The 18,884-nt window shown below is 52.4% G+C and carries 24 protein-coding genes; 3 read left to right on the top strand and 21 right to left on the bottom strand.

Translation table 11 applies throughout. From position 1 onward, the window contains the following. From hflK to HS100_12775, 21 genes are all read right to left on the bottom strand, one after another. Positions 1–1,557, bottom strand: a complete 1,557-nt coding sequence (gene hflK / locus HS100_12875; GenBank protein ID MBE7434802.1) for an FtsH protease activity modulator HflK — start codon at positions 1,555–1,557, stop codon at positions 1–3. Between the two features lie 101 nt (positions 1,558–1,658). Beyond that, on the bottom strand, positions 1,659–1,847 hold the full coding sequence (locus HS100_12870) for a YHS domain-containing protein (protein ID MBE7434801.1): 189 nt from the start codon (positions 1,845–1,847) through the stop codon (positions 1,659–1,661). Between the two features lie 22 nt (positions 1,848–1,869). Then, positions 1,870–3,099, bottom strand: coding sequence for a trypsin-like peptidase domain-containing protein (locus tag HS100_12865; GenBank protein ID MBE7434800.1), 1,230 nt, complete (start codon positions 3,097–3,099; stop codon positions 1,870–1,872). Positions 3,100–3,316: 217 nt separating this feature from the next. Continuing rightward, positions 3,317–4,702, bottom strand: a complete 1,386-nt coding sequence (locus HS100_12860; protein ID MBE7434799.1) for a HAMP domain-containing protein — start codon at positions 4,700–4,702, stop codon at positions 3,317–3,319. Beyond that, complete coding sequence (locus HS100_12855; GenBank protein MBE7434798.1) at positions 4,699–5,370, bottom strand: response regulator transcription factor; 672 nt, start codon at positions 5,368–5,370, stop codon at positions 4,699–4,701. Before HS100_12855 ends, HS100_12860 begins: the two co-directional genes overlap by 4 nt. A 58-nt stretch (positions 5,371–5,428) precedes the next feature. After that, complete coding sequence (locus tag HS100_12850; GenBank protein MBE7434797.1) at positions 5,429–5,860, bottom strand: copper chaperone PCu(A)C; 432 nt, start codon at positions 5,858–5,860, stop codon at positions 5,429–5,431. Between the two features lie 120 nt (positions 5,861–5,980). Further along, positions 5,981–6,598 (bottom strand): DUF305 domain-containing protein, encoded by a 618-nt coding sequence (locus HS100_12845; protein ID MBE7434796.1) that lies wholly within the window; start codon positions 6,596–6,598, stop codon positions 5,981–5,983. Between the two features lie 77 nt (positions 6,599–6,675). Beyond that, complete coding sequence (locus HS100_12840; protein MBE7434795.1) at positions 6,676–7,275, bottom strand: DUF3105 domain-containing protein; 600 nt, start codon at positions 7,273–7,275, stop codon at positions 6,676–6,678. Positions 7,276–7,328: 53 nt separating this feature from the next. Then, complete coding sequence (locus tag HS100_12835; protein ID MBE7434794.1) at positions 7,329–7,940, bottom strand: SCO family protein; 612 nt, start codon at positions 7,938–7,940, stop codon at positions 7,329–7,331. Then, positions 7,933–8,268, bottom strand: a complete 336-nt coding sequence (locus tag HS100_12830; protein ID MBE7434793.1) for a hypothetical protein — start codon at positions 8,266–8,268, stop codon at positions 7,933–7,935. Before HS100_12830 ends, HS100_12835 begins: the two co-directional genes overlap by 8 nt. Then, positions 8,265–8,930, bottom strand: coding sequence for an isoprenylcysteine carboxylmethyltransferase family protein (locus tag HS100_12825; GenBank protein MBE7434792.1), 666 nt, complete (start codon positions 8,928–8,930; stop codon positions 8,265–8,267). Before HS100_12825 ends, HS100_12830 begins: the two co-directional genes overlap by 4 nt. Before the next feature lie 12 nt (positions 8,931–8,942). Next, positions 8,943–9,617, bottom strand: a complete 675-nt coding sequence (locus tag HS100_12820) for a transporter (GenBank protein ID MBE7434791.1) — start codon at positions 9,615–9,617, stop codon at positions 8,943–8,945. Positions 9,618–9,664: 47 nt separating this feature from the next. After that, positions 9,665–10,096, bottom strand: coding sequence for a hypothetical protein (locus HS100_12815; GenBank protein MBE7434790.1), 432 nt, complete (start codon positions 10,094–10,096; stop codon positions 9,665–9,667). A 66-nt stretch (positions 10,097–10,162) separates the two neighbouring features. Further along, on the bottom strand, positions 10,163–12,511 hold the full coding sequence (gene cadA, locus HS100_12810; GenBank protein MBE7434789.1) for a cadmium-translocating P-type ATPase: 2,349 nt from the start codon (positions 12,509–12,511) through the stop codon (positions 10,163–10,165). A gap of 88 nt (positions 12,512–12,599) precedes the next feature. Beyond that, positions 12,600–12,860: a hypothetical protein gene (locus HS100_12805; GenBank protein MBE7434788.1), complete on the bottom strand. Its 261-nt coding sequence runs from the start codon at positions 12,858–12,860 to the stop codon at positions 12,600–12,602. A gap of 2 nt (positions 12,861–12,862) precedes the next feature. Continuing rightward, positions 12,863–13,162: a winged helix-turn-helix transcriptional regulator gene (locus HS100_12800; GenBank protein MBE7434787.1), complete on the bottom strand. Its 300-nt coding sequence runs from the start codon at positions 13,160–13,162 to the stop codon at positions 12,863–12,865. Positions 13,163–13,164: 2 nt separating this feature from the next. Beyond that, positions 13,165–13,755: an isoprenylcysteine carboxylmethyltransferase family protein gene (locus HS100_12795; protein MBE7434786.1), complete on the bottom strand. Its 591-nt coding sequence runs from the start codon at positions 13,753–13,755 to the stop codon at positions 13,165–13,167. A gap of 78 nt (positions 13,756–13,833) precedes the next feature. Continuing rightward, on the bottom strand, positions 13,834–15,288 hold the full coding sequence (locus tag HS100_12790; protein MBE7434785.1) for a HAMP domain-containing protein: 1,455 nt from the start codon (positions 15,286–15,288) through the stop codon (positions 13,834–13,836). Further along, on the bottom strand, positions 15,278–15,976 hold the full coding sequence (locus HS100_12785) for a response regulator transcription factor (GenBank protein MBE7434784.1): 699 nt from the start codon (positions 15,974–15,976) through the stop codon (positions 15,278–15,280). Before HS100_12785 ends, HS100_12790 begins: the two co-directional genes overlap by 11 nt. A 27-nt stretch (positions 15,977–16,003) precedes the next feature. Further along, positions 16,004–16,318, bottom strand: a complete 315-nt coding sequence (locus tag HS100_12780; protein ID MBE7434783.1) for a hypothetical protein — start codon at positions 16,316–16,318, stop codon at positions 16,004–16,006. Positions 16,319–16,355: 37 nt separating this feature from the next. Then, positions 16,356–17,102: a hypothetical protein gene (locus HS100_12775; protein MBE7434782.1), complete on the bottom strand. Its 747-nt coding sequence runs from the start codon at positions 17,100–17,102 to the stop codon at positions 16,356–16,358. Between the two features lie 151 nt (positions 17,103–17,253). Here HS100_12775 and HS100_12770 point away from each other — a divergent pair, with 151 nt between their 5' ends. The 3 genes from HS100_12770 (at position 17,254) to HS100_12760 (ending at position 18,883) form a co-directional block, all read left to right on the top strand. Then, positions 17,254–17,607 (top strand): winged helix-turn-helix transcriptional regulator, encoded by a 354-nt coding sequence (locus HS100_12770; protein ID MBE7434781.1) that lies wholly within the window; start codon positions 17,254–17,256, stop codon positions 17,605–17,607. A gap of 2 nt (positions 17,608–17,609) precedes the next feature. Further along, positions 17,610–18,110 carry a signal peptidase II gene (gene lspA, locus HS100_12765; GenBank protein MBE7434780.1) on the top strand — a complete coding sequence of 167 codons (501 nt, stop codon included), beginning with the start codon at positions 17,610–17,612 and terminating at the stop codon, positions 18,108–18,110. Positions 18,111–18,202: 92 nt separating this feature from the next. Next, positions 18,203–18,883 carry a class I SAM-dependent methyltransferase gene (locus tag HS100_12760; protein ID MBE7434779.1) on the top strand — a complete coding sequence of 227 codons (681 nt, stop codon included), beginning with the start codon at positions 18,203–18,205 and terminating at the stop codon, positions 18,881–18,883. Position 18,884 lies beyond the last annotated feature (1 nt).

Genomic DNA, 18,884 nt, shown 5'->3' with positions numbered 1-18,884 from the left:
TCAAGGCTGGGGAGGAAAAGTCTGGGTGTTTCCGAGACCGGGGAACCACAAGTCGGTGGTCTGTAATTTCACAGCGGCATCCAGCACGAACTTGCGCGCGCCGGGGAGAACATTTTCGATGGCTTCAAGATACAGGCGCAAACGGGTAATATCGGGAGCTTGAGCGTATGCGCCTTGCTGACTGGCAAACTGCGATGCTTCACCTGTGGCTTGCGCTATTTTCTCGGAACGATAGGCGTTCGCCGCCTGGATGATTTTCTCCGCATCGCCGCGCGCCACCGGCAAGATCTCGTTTTGATATGCCAATGCTTCGTTGATAAAGGTGTTCTTATCCTCGCGGGCGCTGGCAACATCACGAAAAGCATCGGCAACTTCCGGAGGCGGACTGCTTTCCAGCAGTTGTACGCCCACCACCTGTAAACCGGAGTCGTAGTTGTTCAAGGACTCCTGTGCAAGCAGCGCCGCTTTTTGCTGGATGGAGGCTTTGTCCACGGTCAACAAGGCATCCACTGCCTCGTTCGCCACTACTTGTCGCATCGCGGATTCGGCGGCTTGCTGCACCAAGGCTTCGGGGTCAACCACATTCAGCAGAAACTTGGCGGGGTCGGTAACAGTGTAATGGACACTGAGACGAACATTGATCAGATTCTCGTCACCGGTCAGCATCAGACTGGAGGGAGCCTCAGCGCGACGGATGGCATTGAGTGCGATCACATCCACGCGACCCACCGGCCAGGGCAGGCGATAATGCAAGCCGGGTCCGACATTCCCGGCAATCACACTTCCGAAACGGCGCACTACTGCTGCCTCGCCCGGTCTCACGATGTAGAAGCCTGATAGCATATAAAGTGCGAGCAGCGTCAAGGCAGAAACGGGAATAAAAGCGCGCCATATCCCGGCCGGCTCGTGGACATGCGGTTGACCGCTCTCGCCTTCGATATCCAGCGCCTGGCGGTGACGCAGAGCGCTGATCGCCGAAGAAGCGATTTCATAGCCGGAAAAAAGGATGAAGACAACAACAACTGCCGCAGCCGCCCGGTCCAGATTGGGGAGCCCGAGAGCCGCGCCGCCGAGTCCCGCCACCACCACGATGGAGGCATAGATATCCATTTGAGAATGGTAGCCTCCGGCGATCAGCGCTGGCGAGTTGGTCTGCCTGCCCACGTAAAGTTTATAGCGCGCAATAAAGTAGGCAACTGCCACCGTGACAAGCGAAGCGAGGGTAATGGGACCCAGATTCTTAAGTTCGGGAGATTGACCACCGAGGACTTCGACCACAATGTCAAAGCCCACGTAGAAGATGGCGGCGGCTACCGCCAGAGCCACCCAATTTTCCACTGCGCTCACCTGTCCCTTGCGCCGGTTGCGCGCGTCATCCCAGCGGCTGATCCAAAGACCGATAAGGACAAAGCCGCCAATCGTTGCATCCGCGATGGAGTGCAGGGCACTGGCGCGTAATGCCAGACTGCCGGAAGCACCCGCCAGCCAGAACTTGAAAACAATGAGCAACGCGTTGATGATAATGGTAACAAGTACGGTACGTTCTTTTCGGTTCATGCGATCACAATCCTCCAGGTAGTAAGAATTTAAGCTCAGCCCATACGATTTTTCTTGCGGTCTTCAAAAGAGTTCCGCATAAGCCAATGGCGATACCCATTTCACCTGCTTTCTTCAAACGGAAAATCCATGTCAATATCAACTTTATATTTTTCAGGCTCTTCATCGAAGGCTATTGTGCATTCGAGAGAACAAAAATAGTAAGTACGCCCCAGATATTGGTACTTATATGTGACAGTGCCCGGGTTTAACTTTGTTCCACAAACCGGATCAACTACAGGGGTTTCCATATCTACGCATTTCCAGTATCGGTCAGGGAACGTTTGCTGGTGACTCTGCCCGAAGCGTATCCGGGCGCTTTTCCAGGAGAACGCTTATTTCCAGGGTTTCGCCATCCCGCAATACAGTCAGATTCACCTTCTGACCCGGACTGGTTTGCATTGCGATGTAGATTAATAAATCGTCAAAGGAGTTGATTGGTTGACCATCAATTGCTGTGACCACATCGCCTCCCACAGGAATCACGGACCCGTTAATTGTTTTCGATTCGTTTGCACCACGCACTCCAGCTTTTTCTGCAGGGCCGCGGGTTGTCACTTCCAGAATATACGCGCCACGCTCAACCGGCAGATTCATGGCGTCAACCAAAACAGGAACAAGGTTTCTACCGCGCACTCCAAGCCAGGGCCAGTCATAACCACCCTTCTCAATTAAAATCGGGACAACCCGTTCAACCACGTCTACCGGAATGGCAAAACCTACACCGCTATTACTACGACTCGTCCCATCCGTTTCGATCTGAGCATTCACGCCAATGACATGTCCGTGCAGGTCAAGAAGGGGTCCTCCAGAATTCCCCGGATTGATCGCTGCATCGGTTTGAATGGCATGCGGAATGGAAAAAGGCGTCAGGGCGGGGATCGTGCGCCCAAGTGCGCTGATAATTCCGCGTGTTAATGTTCCGTCCAATCCGAAAGGATTACCAATCGCAACGACGGTTTGTCCCACCGCCAGTTCTGCCATATTACCCATTGCAAGCGGACCGATACCAATGGGAAGTTGATCCACTTTAATTACAGCCAGGTCGCTGTTCAGGTCCTTCCCCACAATGTCTGCGTTAAGAGTGGTCCCGTCGAAAAAGACAACCTCCAGCTGTTCCGCACCATTGACAACATGGGCATTGGTGATGATATTACCGGTTGTGTCATAAACAAAACCAGAGCCCTGTCCAATGGGTACAATCTGCCCGCCATTCTGTCCATCAGTAATGGGATAAACTTGTCCATATACGAAGATGCCAACCACCGCCGGATTTGAACGAGCATATAAATTTACAAGCACCATCTCCTCTTCAGTCACATCGCTCGGTATGTCCAATTGAGTAGGAGTTGGCAGAGCCATGTTAATAACAGACTTCTCGATGGGTCCGGCAGCAGGTTGACGATTGATTGATGTCACGATGGAACAGCCTAGAACCAGGATTGGCAGCAGCAATAAAATCCAAATCCGGCTTTTGAAACCGATTTTTGCAGGTTGCGTCATGATTATCCTTAGCCTTGCGCTTAGGGGTTGCGACCAATAGTGTGCATGCAAAACCTACCAGACAACTGGTTCCCTGCGCCCTCTATGGCACACGGATTACCGTTAATACACCGCCAGAGTTGACGGCTGAAACATTTGTAAATCTTGCATGCACACATTTATATTAAGCCCCCTGACTAAGAAAGTTCTGTATTAATTCTGAATAAATGGTAAGAGACTAATCAGCGAGGGCTGGCAAAGTGAGAGCTACAGTCGTACCCTTGTTCGACTCACTTCGAATATTCACTTCGCCCCCATGCTCACGCACAATCCAGCGGACGATTGCCAATCCGAGGCCCGCACCTGGGATGCGCTTACCGATTGTAGGTGCACGAAAAAAAGGTTCGAAAATTAGTGGGATCAACTCTTCTGGAATGCCAGGACCATGATCGCGGACCGTGACATGTACACAGCAATCCCTGATGAAAAGACTGATAGTCACATCTCCACCAGGCAACGAATATTTCACCGCATTGTCAATCAAATTCATGAACACCTGTCGCAAGCGATTGGGATCGCCGCGTACAGAAACTGGATCGCAACGTTCAAGCTTCAAATTAACATTTCCAGCGGTCAACATTACCGACTCATATACATCGATGAGAAGGTCATCAAGCGCAATCGCTTCAAACGACGCCAGATGCAAGCCGGTCTCGGCTTGTGCGAGAAGCAGGAGGTCATCCAACAAGCGTGTTACGTGTCTTCCGGTGCGTTGGAGTGCGGCAATGGTCTCGCGCCTCCGCCTTACATCATCACCAAAAGAAACAAGCAAATCGACATTGCCAAGCATGGATGCCAGCGGAGTCCGCAATTCATGAGCAGCCTCAGCAAGAAATTGCCTCTGACCTTCGAACAATGCCTGCAAGCGATTCAACATCTCGTTAAACGTTGTTGCCAGTGCGCCAACCTCATCAGCCGGACCCGTGTACGGAACGCGGTGAGACAGATCTTCAGCCTTCACAATATCCTGGGCAGTCCGCGTAACTCGCGCTACAGGACGTAAGCCCAGCCGGGCAAGAGTCCACCCGCCTACCAGTCCAAAGAGCAACACGGAAACCGCGCCGATGGTATAGATAAGACGCAGACGGCTCAATGTGGATTGAAGTCCAACCAATGACTCACCCACCAGAATCGCCCCTGCTATTTCCCCGTCGCGTTGAATCGGTTGGAAATATAACTGCACAGGAGAACCTGAAATTTCCGCCGAGTCATAGAAACTCTCACCCTTCAACACGCGATTGAGATCCGAGGCGGGTGCATGGATTTGCTGAATTCCAAGGTTAAATGAGCGAGCCACAAGCGTGCCCTCCGCATTGAATATCTGCACGTAAACCCCAGGCGAACGAAACTCGTCGGTGGCTTCCTGTGACACTCCCTCAATTGGCCGGTTGGGGACGATGGCAACCGCATCTGCGACATGCCTGGCTCGTTCTGCCAGTGTATTGTTCACCTCCGCGCGCAGGGATTGTGACAAGGTCTGGTAGGAAATCAGAAGCAACCCTACCAGACCAAGAGCGGTCAGGCTCAAATGCCAGAGGGCCAGTTTCCACCTCAATGGGATCATACTGTCTCCTCCTTCAGTACATAGCCGATACCGTATATCGTGTGAATGAGCGGTGGTTCACCGATTTTTCGGCGCAGACGAGCGATGTATACATCCAAAATATTGGGTTGAATCCCGGCATCTTGTCCCCACACATTCAAAATGAGTTCTTCGCGTGTCAGCACTTGACGAGGATGTCTTAGAAAGTAGTTTAGCAGATCAAATTCTGTACGAGTTAGGGGAATGGGTTTTCCTGCACGGTGGGCTGCATGGAGGCCCATATCAAGTTCCATATCGGCAAAATTGATGGAAGATGTTGACGCCCCAGTGCGTCGCTGAAGTGTGCGTATGCGGGCCAGCAATTCTTCGAATGCAAACGGCTTGACGAGGTAATCATCCGCGCCAGAATCCAGACCCAGCACCCGGTCGGGAATCGCGTTGCGAGCGGTTAACATCAATATCGGACCCGTGAAACCTTTTTCCCGGATTCGACGACAGGCATCCATGCCGTTCATGCCGGGCAGCATCACGTCAAGAATGAGGAGGCGGTGTCGGTCCTGGTCGAATTTTTCCAACCCCTCTTCCGCACTGTGGGCAAGGCGTACTCTATATCCAGCATATGTCAGCCCGCGTTTGAGATAGTCGGCGAACTCCGCTTCGTCTTCAATGAGCAAAATATCTGCTTCCATAAACCACTCTTTAATCCGGGGGCAACCGCTCTTCGAATATATTAGACCATCCAGCCGATTACTCTTCTCTAACCGAGGCTTCTATCGTCAGACTACCTACTTCTTTGAAATTCAATACGAGTGTGATGGTGTCGCCAACCTTCAAATCCTGCGTCAAGCCAACGAGCATGACGTGCAAGCCGCCAGGTTTGAAAATGATCTCCTGTTGCGCAGGGATAGGCAAAGCCTCCTGCATTTGCATGGACATCACGCCATTGTCATCCATCATACTCATGTGAACCTCGGCAGCAGATGCAACGTCCGTGCTGACACTGAGCAATGTATCATCCGCGTCGGTCGCATTACTGATAATGAAATATACCGCGCCGTTATCGCCCGAAGCGGCAGGGCGAGCCCAGGCATCCATTACCTTGAATTCGCCCGACTTTGCACATCCACTGACCAACAATGTTGCCAGCAGGATTGCGGAAATCAAAAGTTTGTTTTTCATATGTGTCCTTCTTGAAAATAGAATTTGACTTTCATCGTCTACTTTGAACCTTTGGTTCGCAGCAAGACGCCTGGATAAACCAGTATTGTTCAGTCGTTTTTTTTGTCAATGACAACCTCATCAAGGCGACATACCCTCATGATTCGTTTCTGTCGGTTCGTCCGTTACAGGCGGAAACCCTTTACGAACCAGAAGGTCCTGCATGGCAGCAATTTCGCTTGTTTGTGCATTGACGATGGATTGTGCTAATGCCAACACTTCGGGGCTTTTGGCGCTCTCCAGCGCCGCCTCCCCCATGAGCACTCCACCACGGTGGTGGGCAATCATCAATTGCAGGAATAATCCATCGGCTTCCACACCCTGCAAATCGCGTAATTCATTCAACTGCGCCTGGGTGGCCATCCCAGGCATTCCACCATTGACAGGCATGTCCATCCACATCATAGCCGGGTCGGTGCTGGCGATTGGATATTGCCATACTGCCAGCCATCCCTGCATCTGACCAATCTGCGCTTGTTGTGTCAGCATAATGTCCAGGGCAAGCTGGCGCATTTCCGGGTCTTCTGTCCGGTCACGAAGCAGTGTAGCCATATCCACAGCTTGCGCGTGGTGCATCATCATGTCCCTGGCAAAGCCTACCTCAGGAGAGTTTTCGCCGGGCGCAGAGGACTGCCGTGTGCCCAGCCAGAAGGCAAGCACTGCCACAATCACCAGCAATACAGCGAATGATAAGAGCATGAGAGCATCAAACGTGCGCACCGCGCGGGGCAAGGATGTCTCAGGCGGTAATTGTTCGGTCATCATCATCGTGTCTCCTAGCCTGGCTGCCCCACTCCACCCGTGCAAGGCGCTCCCGGCTCAGGTCCTTGTGGGCTCAGTTCGTATTGTTCAATAAAGTCCTTTAACCTGGGATCATCAGCCTGCTCCACCTGAAGTTGATATCCCCAGGCAGAAATCACAATCGGGCTGGGCAGATCTGGGTATGGACTTAGCAAGCGAAAACCGCTTTGACGGGTAAGTGTCTGTAATGTCTGAACTTCCAAGTCAGGCAGGTCAGGTCGGTAGGTGATCCAGACCGCGCCATGTTCAAGGGAGTGAACTCCATTTTCATTCGCGATGGTCTCGGTATACACACCGCAATTCTGCCAGACAGGATTGTGAGATCCCCCGACAGGTGGAGTCTGGTCGTAACTTACGGTTTCACCGACATGGTCCCGGCTAAGAGCGGTATATTCCGTAACCCCATCGATCTGTTGTTTCACCTGCTCCCTGGCGTTGAACATGAGAAAAATTACGATAATGGCAGCTAAAACCAGAGTGCCGGAGATGATGCCATTACGCAACTTTTGGCGGCGGCGTTCCGCTTGGCGCACTGCCTTTTTTGTGGAAATGGATTTCTTGTTTTTAGGTTGCATTGGTATCCTCGTAATAATATAACTTTAAGATTGAATATCTGGATCGAAGATTGCTAATTTGACTCTTTCAAGATCTGGCGAATATCATCTGCAATCTCTGTGGCAGTCGTACCATACGGGAAGGTCATGAACAGACTGCCACTCTGATTCAGAACATACACACTTGCCGTGTGGCTTACCAGATAACCAGCTGCGCTACCTGATTCCTGCTTCTCAACAAAAACTCCCAACTCCTTCCAGATTGAAGCAAGCGCTGTCATATCGCCACTCAGTCCTATGAATTCAGGATTGAATCGCGCAGCATATTCGGCAACTTTATCAGGCGTATCACGGTCCGGGTCTGCGGTAATCATCACGAAACGAACCTTTTGCGCATCCTCCCCCAAGTTATCATTGACCTGTTTGAAGGTTGCCAGGGTGACGGGACAAACATCGGGACAACTGGTGTATCCAAAAAATAGCAATACAACTTTGCCTTTTTGTTCACTCAGACGAAACACTTCTTCGTTGGCAGTCTGGAGGGAAAAGTCTGTCACAGGCAATGGAGGGTCGATCACCGTGCCGTGAAAGGAATAAGGTTTTCTAAATACGACTTCAATCAGAACTCCCAAAGCTATCGCTGCTGTCAAGATAAACAGCACAAAATACGGATTCTTCTTAATCATGTTTCTCTCTTTTATCCATTAATTTTCTCGCGCCAAACATCCCAAGCCCAAGGGCTGGCACGGCAAGCAGGAACAAGATATATCCATGACCCTGCCACGCCAGTACGATGCCTGCGATAAGCATGAGCAGGCTAAGGGTGACCATTGAGATTGCCAGACCTCCCTCCACATGAACTGTATCAAACCCAAATATGGCGACGGAAAGCAGGCTGATCCCCGACAATATCATCACCACAACATCCACGGAGTGCGGCAAAATTCCTGGGATCGGAACGAGCACATACAGCCCAAACCCGACAAGCAAGACAATCCAATGCCACTTAATCAATGTTGGTACCCATTCGTGTTATCAATGTTTTTCTCCTTCGCTTTTAATTTCAAATGTGGCAGGAACCTTGGTACCCGTGCCGCGTAGACTTGCCACTCCGCGCCGAATCTCTCTTCCAGCGAACTCTCTTCGCGCCGTGCTCGACGAGAGAACGAAGGCACGGTCATTATCAACAACACCAACGGCGTCCATGTGAGATATGTCAACAGGATTCCGAACATCACCAGCCAGTAGCCGAGATACATGGGATGGCGGATGAAACCATATGGTCCGCGCTGGACGAGGCGATGCCTCTCCTGCAACGGTGCGGACGAACCTGTGCTCACACCATACATCGCGCCCAATGCCCGGCGAGCCCACAGGGTGAGACACAGCCCGACGAGAAAGATGATCCGCCCAAGGGGACGCGCGAGCGATATTACAGGTTCGGGCAATCGCAATGGAAGAGGAATCCACAGCAGAAATCCAAACCAGATAAAAAAGGCAATCGCCGCAAATCCGAAGACGACCTGCGCCCAGGCAGGAAAGGCAAACCACCCGCTCGAAATCAAACGTGGCGCATCCAGGTGATGGATACTGCCCAGCCAACTCATAACGACGGCAAGACCCAGGGCAATTGCGCCCATGACAATAATCAAGTTCGTAACGGCTTCGAGGTCCATTGGATGGTCGAATCAACTCAACAATTCAAGCAGGAAGACTGCCAGAAAGCCAACAAAAAAAGCGGAGGTCAACAGCGGATTTTCCGCCACCTCATGGGCTTCGGTGAGTAATTCCTCCGTTACTAGAAAGAGCAACGCCGCCGCTCCGAAAGCAATCACGCCCGCAAGCAAAGCTCCGCTTATGAGTGAAAGCGCCGCGCTGCCTGCCACAGCGCCAAAGATAAACAATCCCGATAAGGCAATGATGCTGGAAAGTATCCGACCGCGCGATATCCTGCCTTGTTTGAGTTCCAGTACAACCGCCAAACCAAGCGAGATTAATTCGAATGCCAGCGCGACGGTCAACAGAATACCCTGCTTTGCGCCCGCCGCAAAGCCGATGCCCAGCATCAAACCATCCACGACGATATCCACAGCAGTCGCGACGATCAAACTTCCCGAAGCTGTTTCGCTTTTTTCGAGATTCTTCTTCGCCCTTGTTTCGCTCCACAAGCGGACCCCGAGCATGGCGGCTGTCCCCAGGGTGAATCCAACCGCCGTTGCCAGAACAGAATGTTCGTGAACGAGATCGGGCAGGAACTCGACTGCGACAACGGCAAATACCACGCCCGCCGCGAAATGCATTAAGGCGCTGCGCAGGTTCTCGCCAGGCACGCGCAAAGTAGCCCATATTCCCGCGAGTGTCATCGTTGCGGCAGGGATCAAAGCATAACCGAGCAGTTGAAGAATGTTGTTCACACGATAACTCTGCTGTTATGTTCGTTAGTGACCGATTTCATTCGCAACAGCGCCACCGAGCACACGATCACCGTCAGTTCCGTGACTTTGGATAGGGTATCCAGCACGCCGATCTCTTCGATTTCACCTGCCATTGGACCAAGCGGGTTGCCGATGGTGCGCGCAACGATCCACATGGCGATGATGGCAGCGTTGCCGAGGATGCCTGCCCATAACACCGTGCGATGGATCGGACGGTCGGCAAGCACGACAAGCGCCCACAAGACCTGGCAGACGGTGGCAACCAAGAAGAAAATTCCGTAGCCCACCCACATTTCAAAGTGTTCGGGCATGTAGTAGGCATGGATGATGCCCGCTGTTGACGATGCGACCGCTGCTATGTAGAGCCAGCGGTTATACGTTGACGCGAAAGCCATTCGTATGTCCATGATTATCTCCTTTTACCGAATAAAAGATCGAGAGTTGCACCAGTATCTATTTATTATCTTTTATACTCAAATATGCGCATCCTTATACCCCAACAACCTCAACGCATTTGCCACAACGACCAACGTACTGCCTTCGTGGAAGATGATGGCAATTCCGATGCTAACGATGCCTGTTAGGGAGGTGATGATGAGCAGGGCGATCACACCTAGCGAGATGAAGAGGTTCTGAACGATAATTGCACGCGTGGCGCGACCCAATCCAACAGCAAATGGTAGCTTGGAGAGATCATCACCCATCAGGGCAACATCGGCGGTTTCAAGCGCAACGTCCGTGCCTGCGCCGCCCATCGCAATACCCACTGTCGCGTTTGCCAGCGCAGGCGCATCATTCACGCCGTCGCCAATCATTGCAACCTGACCATACTCCCTCACTAAATCTCGAATGACCGTCAGTTTATCTTCCGGCATGAGGTCGGCGCGATATTCGGTCAAACCGATTTCATGGGCAATGGCGGAGGCGGAACGCGTGTTGTCGCCTGTCAGCATGATGGTATGCGCCACGCCTGCGCCCTTGAGGGCTTTCATCGTCGGGGCAGCTTCGCGGCGCAACGTATCGGCGAGAGCAATCAAACCGATGGCAGTCTTCTCTTCGGCGATCCACATCAGGGTCTTGCCCGTTTGCTGTAATGCGTCAGCTTTTTGAAGCGCATCGGCGGGAATCGTCACCATTGCCTCATCCATTAATTTGCGATTGCCGATCCAGATCGTTTTGCCGTTCGTGACCGCGCGCAGACCGCGTCCCGTCAGCGCCTCGACTTCGTCCATAGTGGAAGCAGGCACACCCTGTGTCCGAGCCGAACGGACAATCGCTTGAGCAAGCGGATGTGCAGATCGAGATTCCGCGCCCGCCGCGATGGATAGAACATCCGCCTCTTTCCGTCCCGATTCCTGAATCGCCACCACATCCGTTACCTCAGGCTGACCATGAGTCACTGTGCCCGTCTTGTCGAAGGCGATGGCTTTGAGCCGACCGAGATTTTCGAGATGCGCTCCGCCCTTGACCAGCACGCCGTTACGCGCAGCTTGCGCCACACCTGCAAGGATCGTGGCAGGCGTGCCAAGCGCGAGGGCGCAGGGGGATGCCGCGACGAGGAGGGTCATGGCGCGAAGAAATGATTCGTGGAAAGGGAAGCCAAGCAACGGAGGCACGATAATGACCAACGCTGTAACGATCAACACGGCGGGAACAAAGACGCGCTCGAACTTTTCGACCGTTTGCTGGGTGGGTGATTTTTGCGCCTGCGCCTCTTCCACCATTTTCATGACACGCGCAAGCGTGGAGTCTTTGGCAAGCCGTGTCACTTTTACTTCCAACGCGCCTTCGCCGTTGACCGCGCTGGCAAATACTTGATCGCCCGGAACTTTATCCACCGGGAGAGATTCGCCTGTGACCGAGGCTTGATCCACGCCAGAGTTTCCTATCAGGATGACGCCATCCACAGGAATACGCACACCAGGGCGGACAATCACAACATCTTCCAATTGCAGGGATTCGACGGGAAGTTCCTGCTCTTTTCCATCACGGCGGACAAGAGCGGTCTTCGGTGCGAGGTCTGCCAACGCGCGTACAGCAGCGCGGGCGCGGTCGAGGGCGCGTTCCTCCAGCGCGTGACCGAGGCTAAAAAGAAAGAGAAGTAGCGCGCCTTCGGCAAACTCGCCGAGGAACGCCGCGCCGAGCGCCGCCATGACCATCAGCAAGTCGGTGTCGAAATGTTTCTCTTTGATCGCGTGCCAGGCGTGTTGCGAAATATCCCAACCGCCGAAGACATATCCGCCAATATAGAGCGTAGTTGCGATCCATGCGGGCAGACCGAAAAAGGTTTCCCCAAGCCAGCCGATTATTAGGAGCAATCCTGCTGTGAGACTGAATACAATTTCACGATTCTCTTTATACCAACTGCGGAATCCTTCTGCGGGAATTTCATAGCCCAGGGATTGAACGCGCTTTTCAATGGCAGGACGATCTACCTTATGCTTGTCATATTCCACGCGTAAACTTGCGGCGGCATAGTTGACATTTACTGCCAGTACGCCGTCCATGCGACCAAGACCATGTTCGATGACCGTCACGCAGTCCGAACAATCCATGCCCTCGATGGGCGTGAAAAGGTGATGGTAACGGTTGGCAATACCAGCTCCTGCACGCTGTGCCAATCGCTTCACCTGTTCGAGGGTCAGCAGGTTGGGATCGTAATGCAGGCACAGATCCACGGGCGTTTTCTCGCGCTCGAGATGGGCGCGCAGGATGCCCCTTTGATTCTGTAGAGAGACTTCGAGACGGTTGAGGCATTCATCCTGCTCATCCTTCACATTGGGCAAAAGCAGGGGTATTTCCAATTCGATTGTTTTTTCCATAAGGTATGTCCTTTTCAACTAGCAGGTACGGGAAATGGTTAATAGCCCTCGCCTTGAAAAGGCAGGGCAACAGACTGAAAGGTCAAAATTAAACTGTTGGTGGGTGGGAAATATTTTCGTGCAAACACCAGGGAATAATCTGATCCGGCGTTGGCATTACGGAGACATCAGGTTTGGTTTGTGATGACTTGGGCTGTTCTGGCAGGAGAATCCCGGCATGGATGACACAGACTGACTCACTGGAAGCGTGAGCCGTGATTTTGGCAGTGTTCACCCAATGCCCTGCCATCCCGATCAGGATCAGGAGGAGCAGGAGGGTTAGCACAACTCGTTGAATGGTGTTCTTCATAATTAACCATGCAGGACGTGATCAAGTCCGCGCTTGAACAGTTCGATCACATGATCGTCATCGAGACAAACGAATACATTACGTCCCTGTTTGCGGGTGCGAATAAGCCGCTTGTCACGCAGTCCACGCAACTGATGCGAGACCGCGGACTTGGTCAGCCCCAGGCGCTCCACAAGTTCACTGACGCCGACTTCCCCATCGAGCAAAGCGCTGATGATGAGAATGCGCGTCGGGTCGCTCAACGCATCGAACAGGTTGGCGAGATCGGAGGCGACTGCAGGGGTGACCTTATCCTTTGCCACGATTAGATCCAGCGGCGAACACTCATCTGGTACTTGCGGTAGTCCTCGCCATATTTCTCTGTGAGGAATGCTTCTTCCAGCCGCACTTGAACATGGATCAGGACAAAACCAAGTACGGTAACGGTCAGGGTGGCTGCAGTGGGCAATAACAATAGCAGCCCCACCAGCATAATCAGCATCCCCAGGAAGATGGGATTGCGCGAAATGCCGAACAAGCCATGCTGAACCAAAGTGGATTTGCTTTCTTCGTCAATGCCGATCCGCCACGAGTCGCCCATTTGGATTTGGGCGACCAACACCCAGATCAAAGCCAGTATGAGCAATGCGATCCCGATCACTGTCAACGGGGAGGAAATCATCCATGTGATGGGCGAAAACCATTCATAATAACCTTCCAGGAAGGAGAACACGAACACGATCAGCGCGGTGGCGATCAGGGTCAGGCGGAATAGTTTGCCAACGAAGTCATGAACGGTATCGCCATTGCCAAGTTTGTAGGGGTTGATGCCTGTTCGTTTCCAGGCAATATACGAGCGCCAGAACATGGCGAGTCCAAAGAACAGCAGGAAGTAAACGGGGAGAAAGATTTTCAAGAAGGTATCCATAGACATCTCTAAATAGTTGAATAGTTGCTCAACTATTTGCAATCATACCCCCTGCTTGAAGATTCGTCAAGATGGCAGTGTGAACCCAAACGTTGTTCCCTGCCCTGACTGACTTTCCGCCCGTACTTTCCCGCCGTGCGCCTCTACTAATTGTTTTACAATCGCCAGCCCAATCCCCGATCCGCCGCTGGCGCGTGAACGGGATTTGTCAGCGCGATAGAAGCGGTCAAAGACAAAGGGCAGATCATCAGGTGGAATGCCCTCACCTGTATCAGATACCGTGATGAGGAGGCTCTGGGTTTTATCGTTTCTGCATGTCACTGTAACCCGTCCCCCTGCAGGTGTGTGACGCAAAGCATTACTGAGCAGATTGCGAATTACCTGGGCGATACGGTCCGCGTCCACACTAATAGATGGCAAGTTGGGCGCAAGTTCCAATGCGAGTTCAATCTGGCTGGATTGTGCCTGCAAACGGAACGGCTCGACTGCCCGCATAATGAGTTCAGCGGGATCGATCTTCACGCGTTCCAGCTTCAATTGACCCGCTTCCGCCAGCGAAAGCAATCTTAAATCCGAAACGAGACGAGTCAATAATGCTGCTTCATCCCGCAGTGTAGCAATTTCTTGTGGACTGGCGGGCAGGACTCCATCCAACATGGCTTCCAGATTCCCCTGAATCACCGTAAGCGGAGTGCGCAGTTCATGGGCGACATCCGCGATCAGATTGCGGCGCAATTCTTCATGTTGTGCAAGCGAGTCCGCCATTTGATTGAACGCAGTTGCCAGCGTACCAATTTCATCCTGCGCTTGTGTCGGAATACGTTGATGCAAATCTCCCGCCGCGATTTTTTGAGCGGCGGAGGTTAGTCGTTGTATAGGCGCAACGATATGAAAGAAAAGCAATGAGCCAAGCAGCAACGCAACAACCGCGGCGATGATACCCGCCCACCATGTGGACCGATTGACCGATGAGACAAATTCCCCAGCGGGGCTGGTTGCATTTGGACTCGCATAAACAGGCAGAAGCGTTCCCACCTGCTGATTTCCTGCAATGACAGGCACACCTGCTGCTAAATCCGCTGATGAAAGACTCTTTCCAACATCCTGCGCGGCGCTATCGGCGATAATCGTCCCCTGCGCGTCGGCAAGCAGGAGACGCACTCCCATCATGTTCCAGGGATTGGAGGCAGAACCCATCATATCGCCGCCCATTTCCATTCCATTTCCTTCCTGCCACATGCCCCAGTTGTCCTCTCCCATCATCCCCATGCCATCATTCATCATGGATGTTCCCCAGGGATTATTGAGCAAGTTCTCCACACCCTGCCAATTCCCCTGACGACTGTAATACTGGGCAAGAGTGGGGGCAAGTTGCTGCGCAAACACCCGTCCATTTTGATCGATGTATTGGCTGAATTGTGTCTGCGTCGAACGGCTGACCAGGTAGGTGTCAATGCCGCCGCCGACCACAACCACCAATAAAAATGCACCCATTAGCTTGAGCCACAAACTACGCATCATGGCGAAACTCCGCAGAAAACCGATAACCCACACCGAACACTGTTTCAATGAAGCGCGGCGCGCGGGCGTCGTCACCCAGTTTGGCGCGCAAGTTTTTGATGTGCTGATCCATCACACGCTCATACCCTTCATAAGCCACGCCCTGTGCGGCTTCGACCAACTGTAATCGGGTGAATGCCTGCCCTGGATGACGCATGAACGCGGCAAGAATCTCGAATTCGGTTGGAGTCAGATCGAGGAGCTGGTCATCCTTGGTCGCGGTATGCGCTTCGAGGTCCAGAACGAGTGTATCGGCGCGCAGGATGGGCGGCGGCTGCACCTGTCCCCGGCTTCGGCGCAGAACGACGCGCACGCGCGCCGTCACTTCGCGCGGACTGAACGGCTTGGTGACGTAATCATCCGCGCCCAATTCCAGCCCGATCAGTTTATCGCTCTCCTCACTGCGGGCAGTAAGCATGATGATAGGTGTATCCGTTTCGCGGCGGATCTGGCGGCAGACCTCCCAGCCGTCCACGTGCGGAAGGTGCAAATCCAGGATGACAAGATCGGGCTTTTCATGCCGAAAGGCTGGCATTGCCTGTGCGCCATCAGAGATGATGACAACCTGGTAGCCAGCCTGTTCGAGATACAACCGCAAGGTGCGGGTGATTTGCGCTTCGTCTTCAACGACCAAGATTTTGTCTGCCAAAACCAATCTCCTGCTATTCGAGCATGCCTAGGAAGGGGAAGACTGCTTTTGCGTTAGTGTGCGTACCAGCCAAAAAATGCCTCCGACGATGAGCGCAAGCACGCCAAGTGGAATGAGCCACATGAACGCCATGCCGAGAAATCCAAAAGGCATTCCCCAACCGCCCATCATCATCGGCATGTACCCGCGATAACCCATCATGTTTCCGTAGCCGTTCCAGCCGTCACAGCCATAACCATAGGCGGAATTGTTCCATCCAAAGGGCATGAACATGCCACCAACCAAGCCAAGAGCAAACAGGGCGACTACGCCGATCACGATCCAGAGCGCGATATTTTTCATTGTATCATCTCCTTATTGTTGTTTATTTTTGAAATGGTTAGTTGTTTTGAGTGCCCGCTGCGATCCAATCCAAAATGGTTTGGATTTCTGCTGGAGTGAGGGGCGCGCTGCGGAAAGGCATGTAGCCGCTGTACACGTAGTAAGCAAGGCGGCTGTTGTAGACATCGCCAGGGATAATGACTGCGCCACTGGCGCCGCCTTTCAGTGCGTTCTCATATGTATCGAGATACAAGCCGTTCGTCCCGCCGTGACAGGCGACACATCGCGCTACAAAGATGGGCTGAACGTTATCTCTGAATGAAATGGATATTGAGGGAGTGGGAGAAGTCGGTGAACTGTTTGGCACAGTCGGCGTAAGGTTCCAGTTAGGGTTAGCCTGCCAGCCACTGCCATTTCCGTTCATCATGCCGCCATGCATACCACTCCAGTTATTGTCGTTCCAATCGTGCATCATGCCCCAGCCTTGTTGTCCCTGTTGTGAGTAGTTCGGATTCGTCATCCAACCATGCTCCCATTCTCCCTCTGGACTCATCATCCACCAGCCTGGTCTCCACTGTCCCTGCGGAGGAATGGCGGGCGGTGTCGCTTGTGGAATGGATGTTGCTTGGAATTGTTGCGGAACTATCGTCGGTTGAATCTGTTGTGGAACGAATGTCGGTTGGGCAAATTGTTGCACTGGGGCGCTGATGGCGCGCATCTGTGTGATGAAAGTTCCTGCCATGAACCCGCCCACCAGTACGGTTCCAGCCGCGACCAGTCCGAGAAGGATTTTTACGAATTTCATGGGGCATCTCCTGTTTGTGAAGTTACGCACAGGATAATCCCCAGATATATAGAAGTTGTGTAGAACAAGTGAAAAAGCCGTATAAATCCTTGACAGTTTCTCCTCTCGGGGTAAAATATCATTAAGTACTGATATAATGATATGAGGAACTATGATTATGATCTCTGCACCTTCCAAAACCGACCTCCAAGCCAAACTATTCCGCGGCTTCGGCGATCCGTCTCGTCTGGGAATTCTCGATGCGCTACGCAATGGCCCACTCACGGTGAGCGAAATCGTCGAGGCGACCGGCCTCTCGCAGCCTAATGTCTCGAACCATCTGGGCTGTTTGCGCGACTGCGGCCTTGTGGTCGCTGAGCAGGAGGGCCGCTATGTCACCTATCATTTGAGCGATGATCGAGTGGGTGAACTGTTGGCTCTGGCTGAATCGCTTCTGGCGGATGTCGCGCGCGGGGTCTATGAATGTACTCGTTACAACATCCCGCGGACAGAAAGTCGCAAGTAGATATGAAACTGCAACTTCGTTTTCTCATTGCACTACTTATTGCTCTTGCAGTTGATGGGCTGACCAAAACCTGGGCCGAAAGGACTCTGTCGCTTTATACCCCCATCCCTCTCATCGGACAATTCTTTCGTTTGACGTTGGGCTACAACACAGGTGTGGCATTTGGATTGTTCGCGAATGGCGGGATTGGACCACTGATACTCACGGGACTCATCATTATCGTCCTGGCAGTTTGGATGGTGCGCGCGCTGCGTGCGGGTGAGATTCCGCCTGTTGCAGCCTTTCCCATTGGGATGATTCTCGGTGGCGCAGTAGCCAACTTTGTAGATCGCCTACCCGATGGCCGCGTCACAGACTTTCTGGATATGGGCTGGAGCGCGGCTCGCTGGCCGACTTTCAACCTGGCAGATGGTTTTATCGTGCTCGGCGTCTCTCTCTTGATGCTGACAATTTCCAAACAAAGCCGCGATGATGCTCTTGTGGGTGAAGAATCTTTCACATGACGGGGTCGAGAATGAAAGTGGGCCAAGTCCCGCCGATTGTTTGTTGGTTATCAAAACAATTTTACGATTTTATCTGATAAGGAGAATAGAACATGAACGATGATCGCACCAACTATATTCCTGCCCTGCGATATGAATGGCTGACTGGTCTCTATGACACTGTGATGGACAAGTTAATGCATGAAACTGAGTTCAAGCAAGCTCTTGTTCGTCAGGCTCGGCTTGCTAAAAATCATCGCGTTCTGGATTTGGGTTGCGGAACAGCAACACTTACGCTCATCATCAAGCAATCTTTCCCCAATACGGAAGTGACTGGCTTGGATGGTGATCCCAAGGCCCTTGGAATCGCGAAAGAGAAGATTTCCAGATCTGGTCTAAACATTACTCTCGACGAAGGTATGGCATTTGATCTGCCATATCCCGACAACTCGTTTGATCGTGTGTTTTCTGGTTTGCTCTTCCATCACCTGACGCGTGAGGATAAGGAGCGCACTTTAAAAGAAGTATATCGAGTCCTGCGACCTGGCGGTGAATTACATGTAGCAGACTGGGGAAAGGCAAATAGTGTGAAAATGCGGCTGGCTTTCTTTCTGGTGCAATTTTTGGACGGTTTCAGTACAACTTCTGACAACGTGAATGGGCTGCTGCCGGTGTTTTTTAACAAAGCTGATTTTCAGGATGTCACGGAGACGGCTCGATATGCAACGATTTTCGGCACTATGTCGCTGTACAAATCCAGAAAGCCCGCTCATTCGTTCATGACTGCTACATGAA

The sequence above is a fragment of the Anaerolineales bacterium genome, from assembly GCA_015075725.1.
Classification (GTDB): domain Bacteria; phylum Chloroflexota; class Anaerolineae; order Anaerolineales; family Villigracilaceae; genus Villigracilis.
This window is presented reverse-complemented; position numbering and strand designations above follow the sequence as displayed.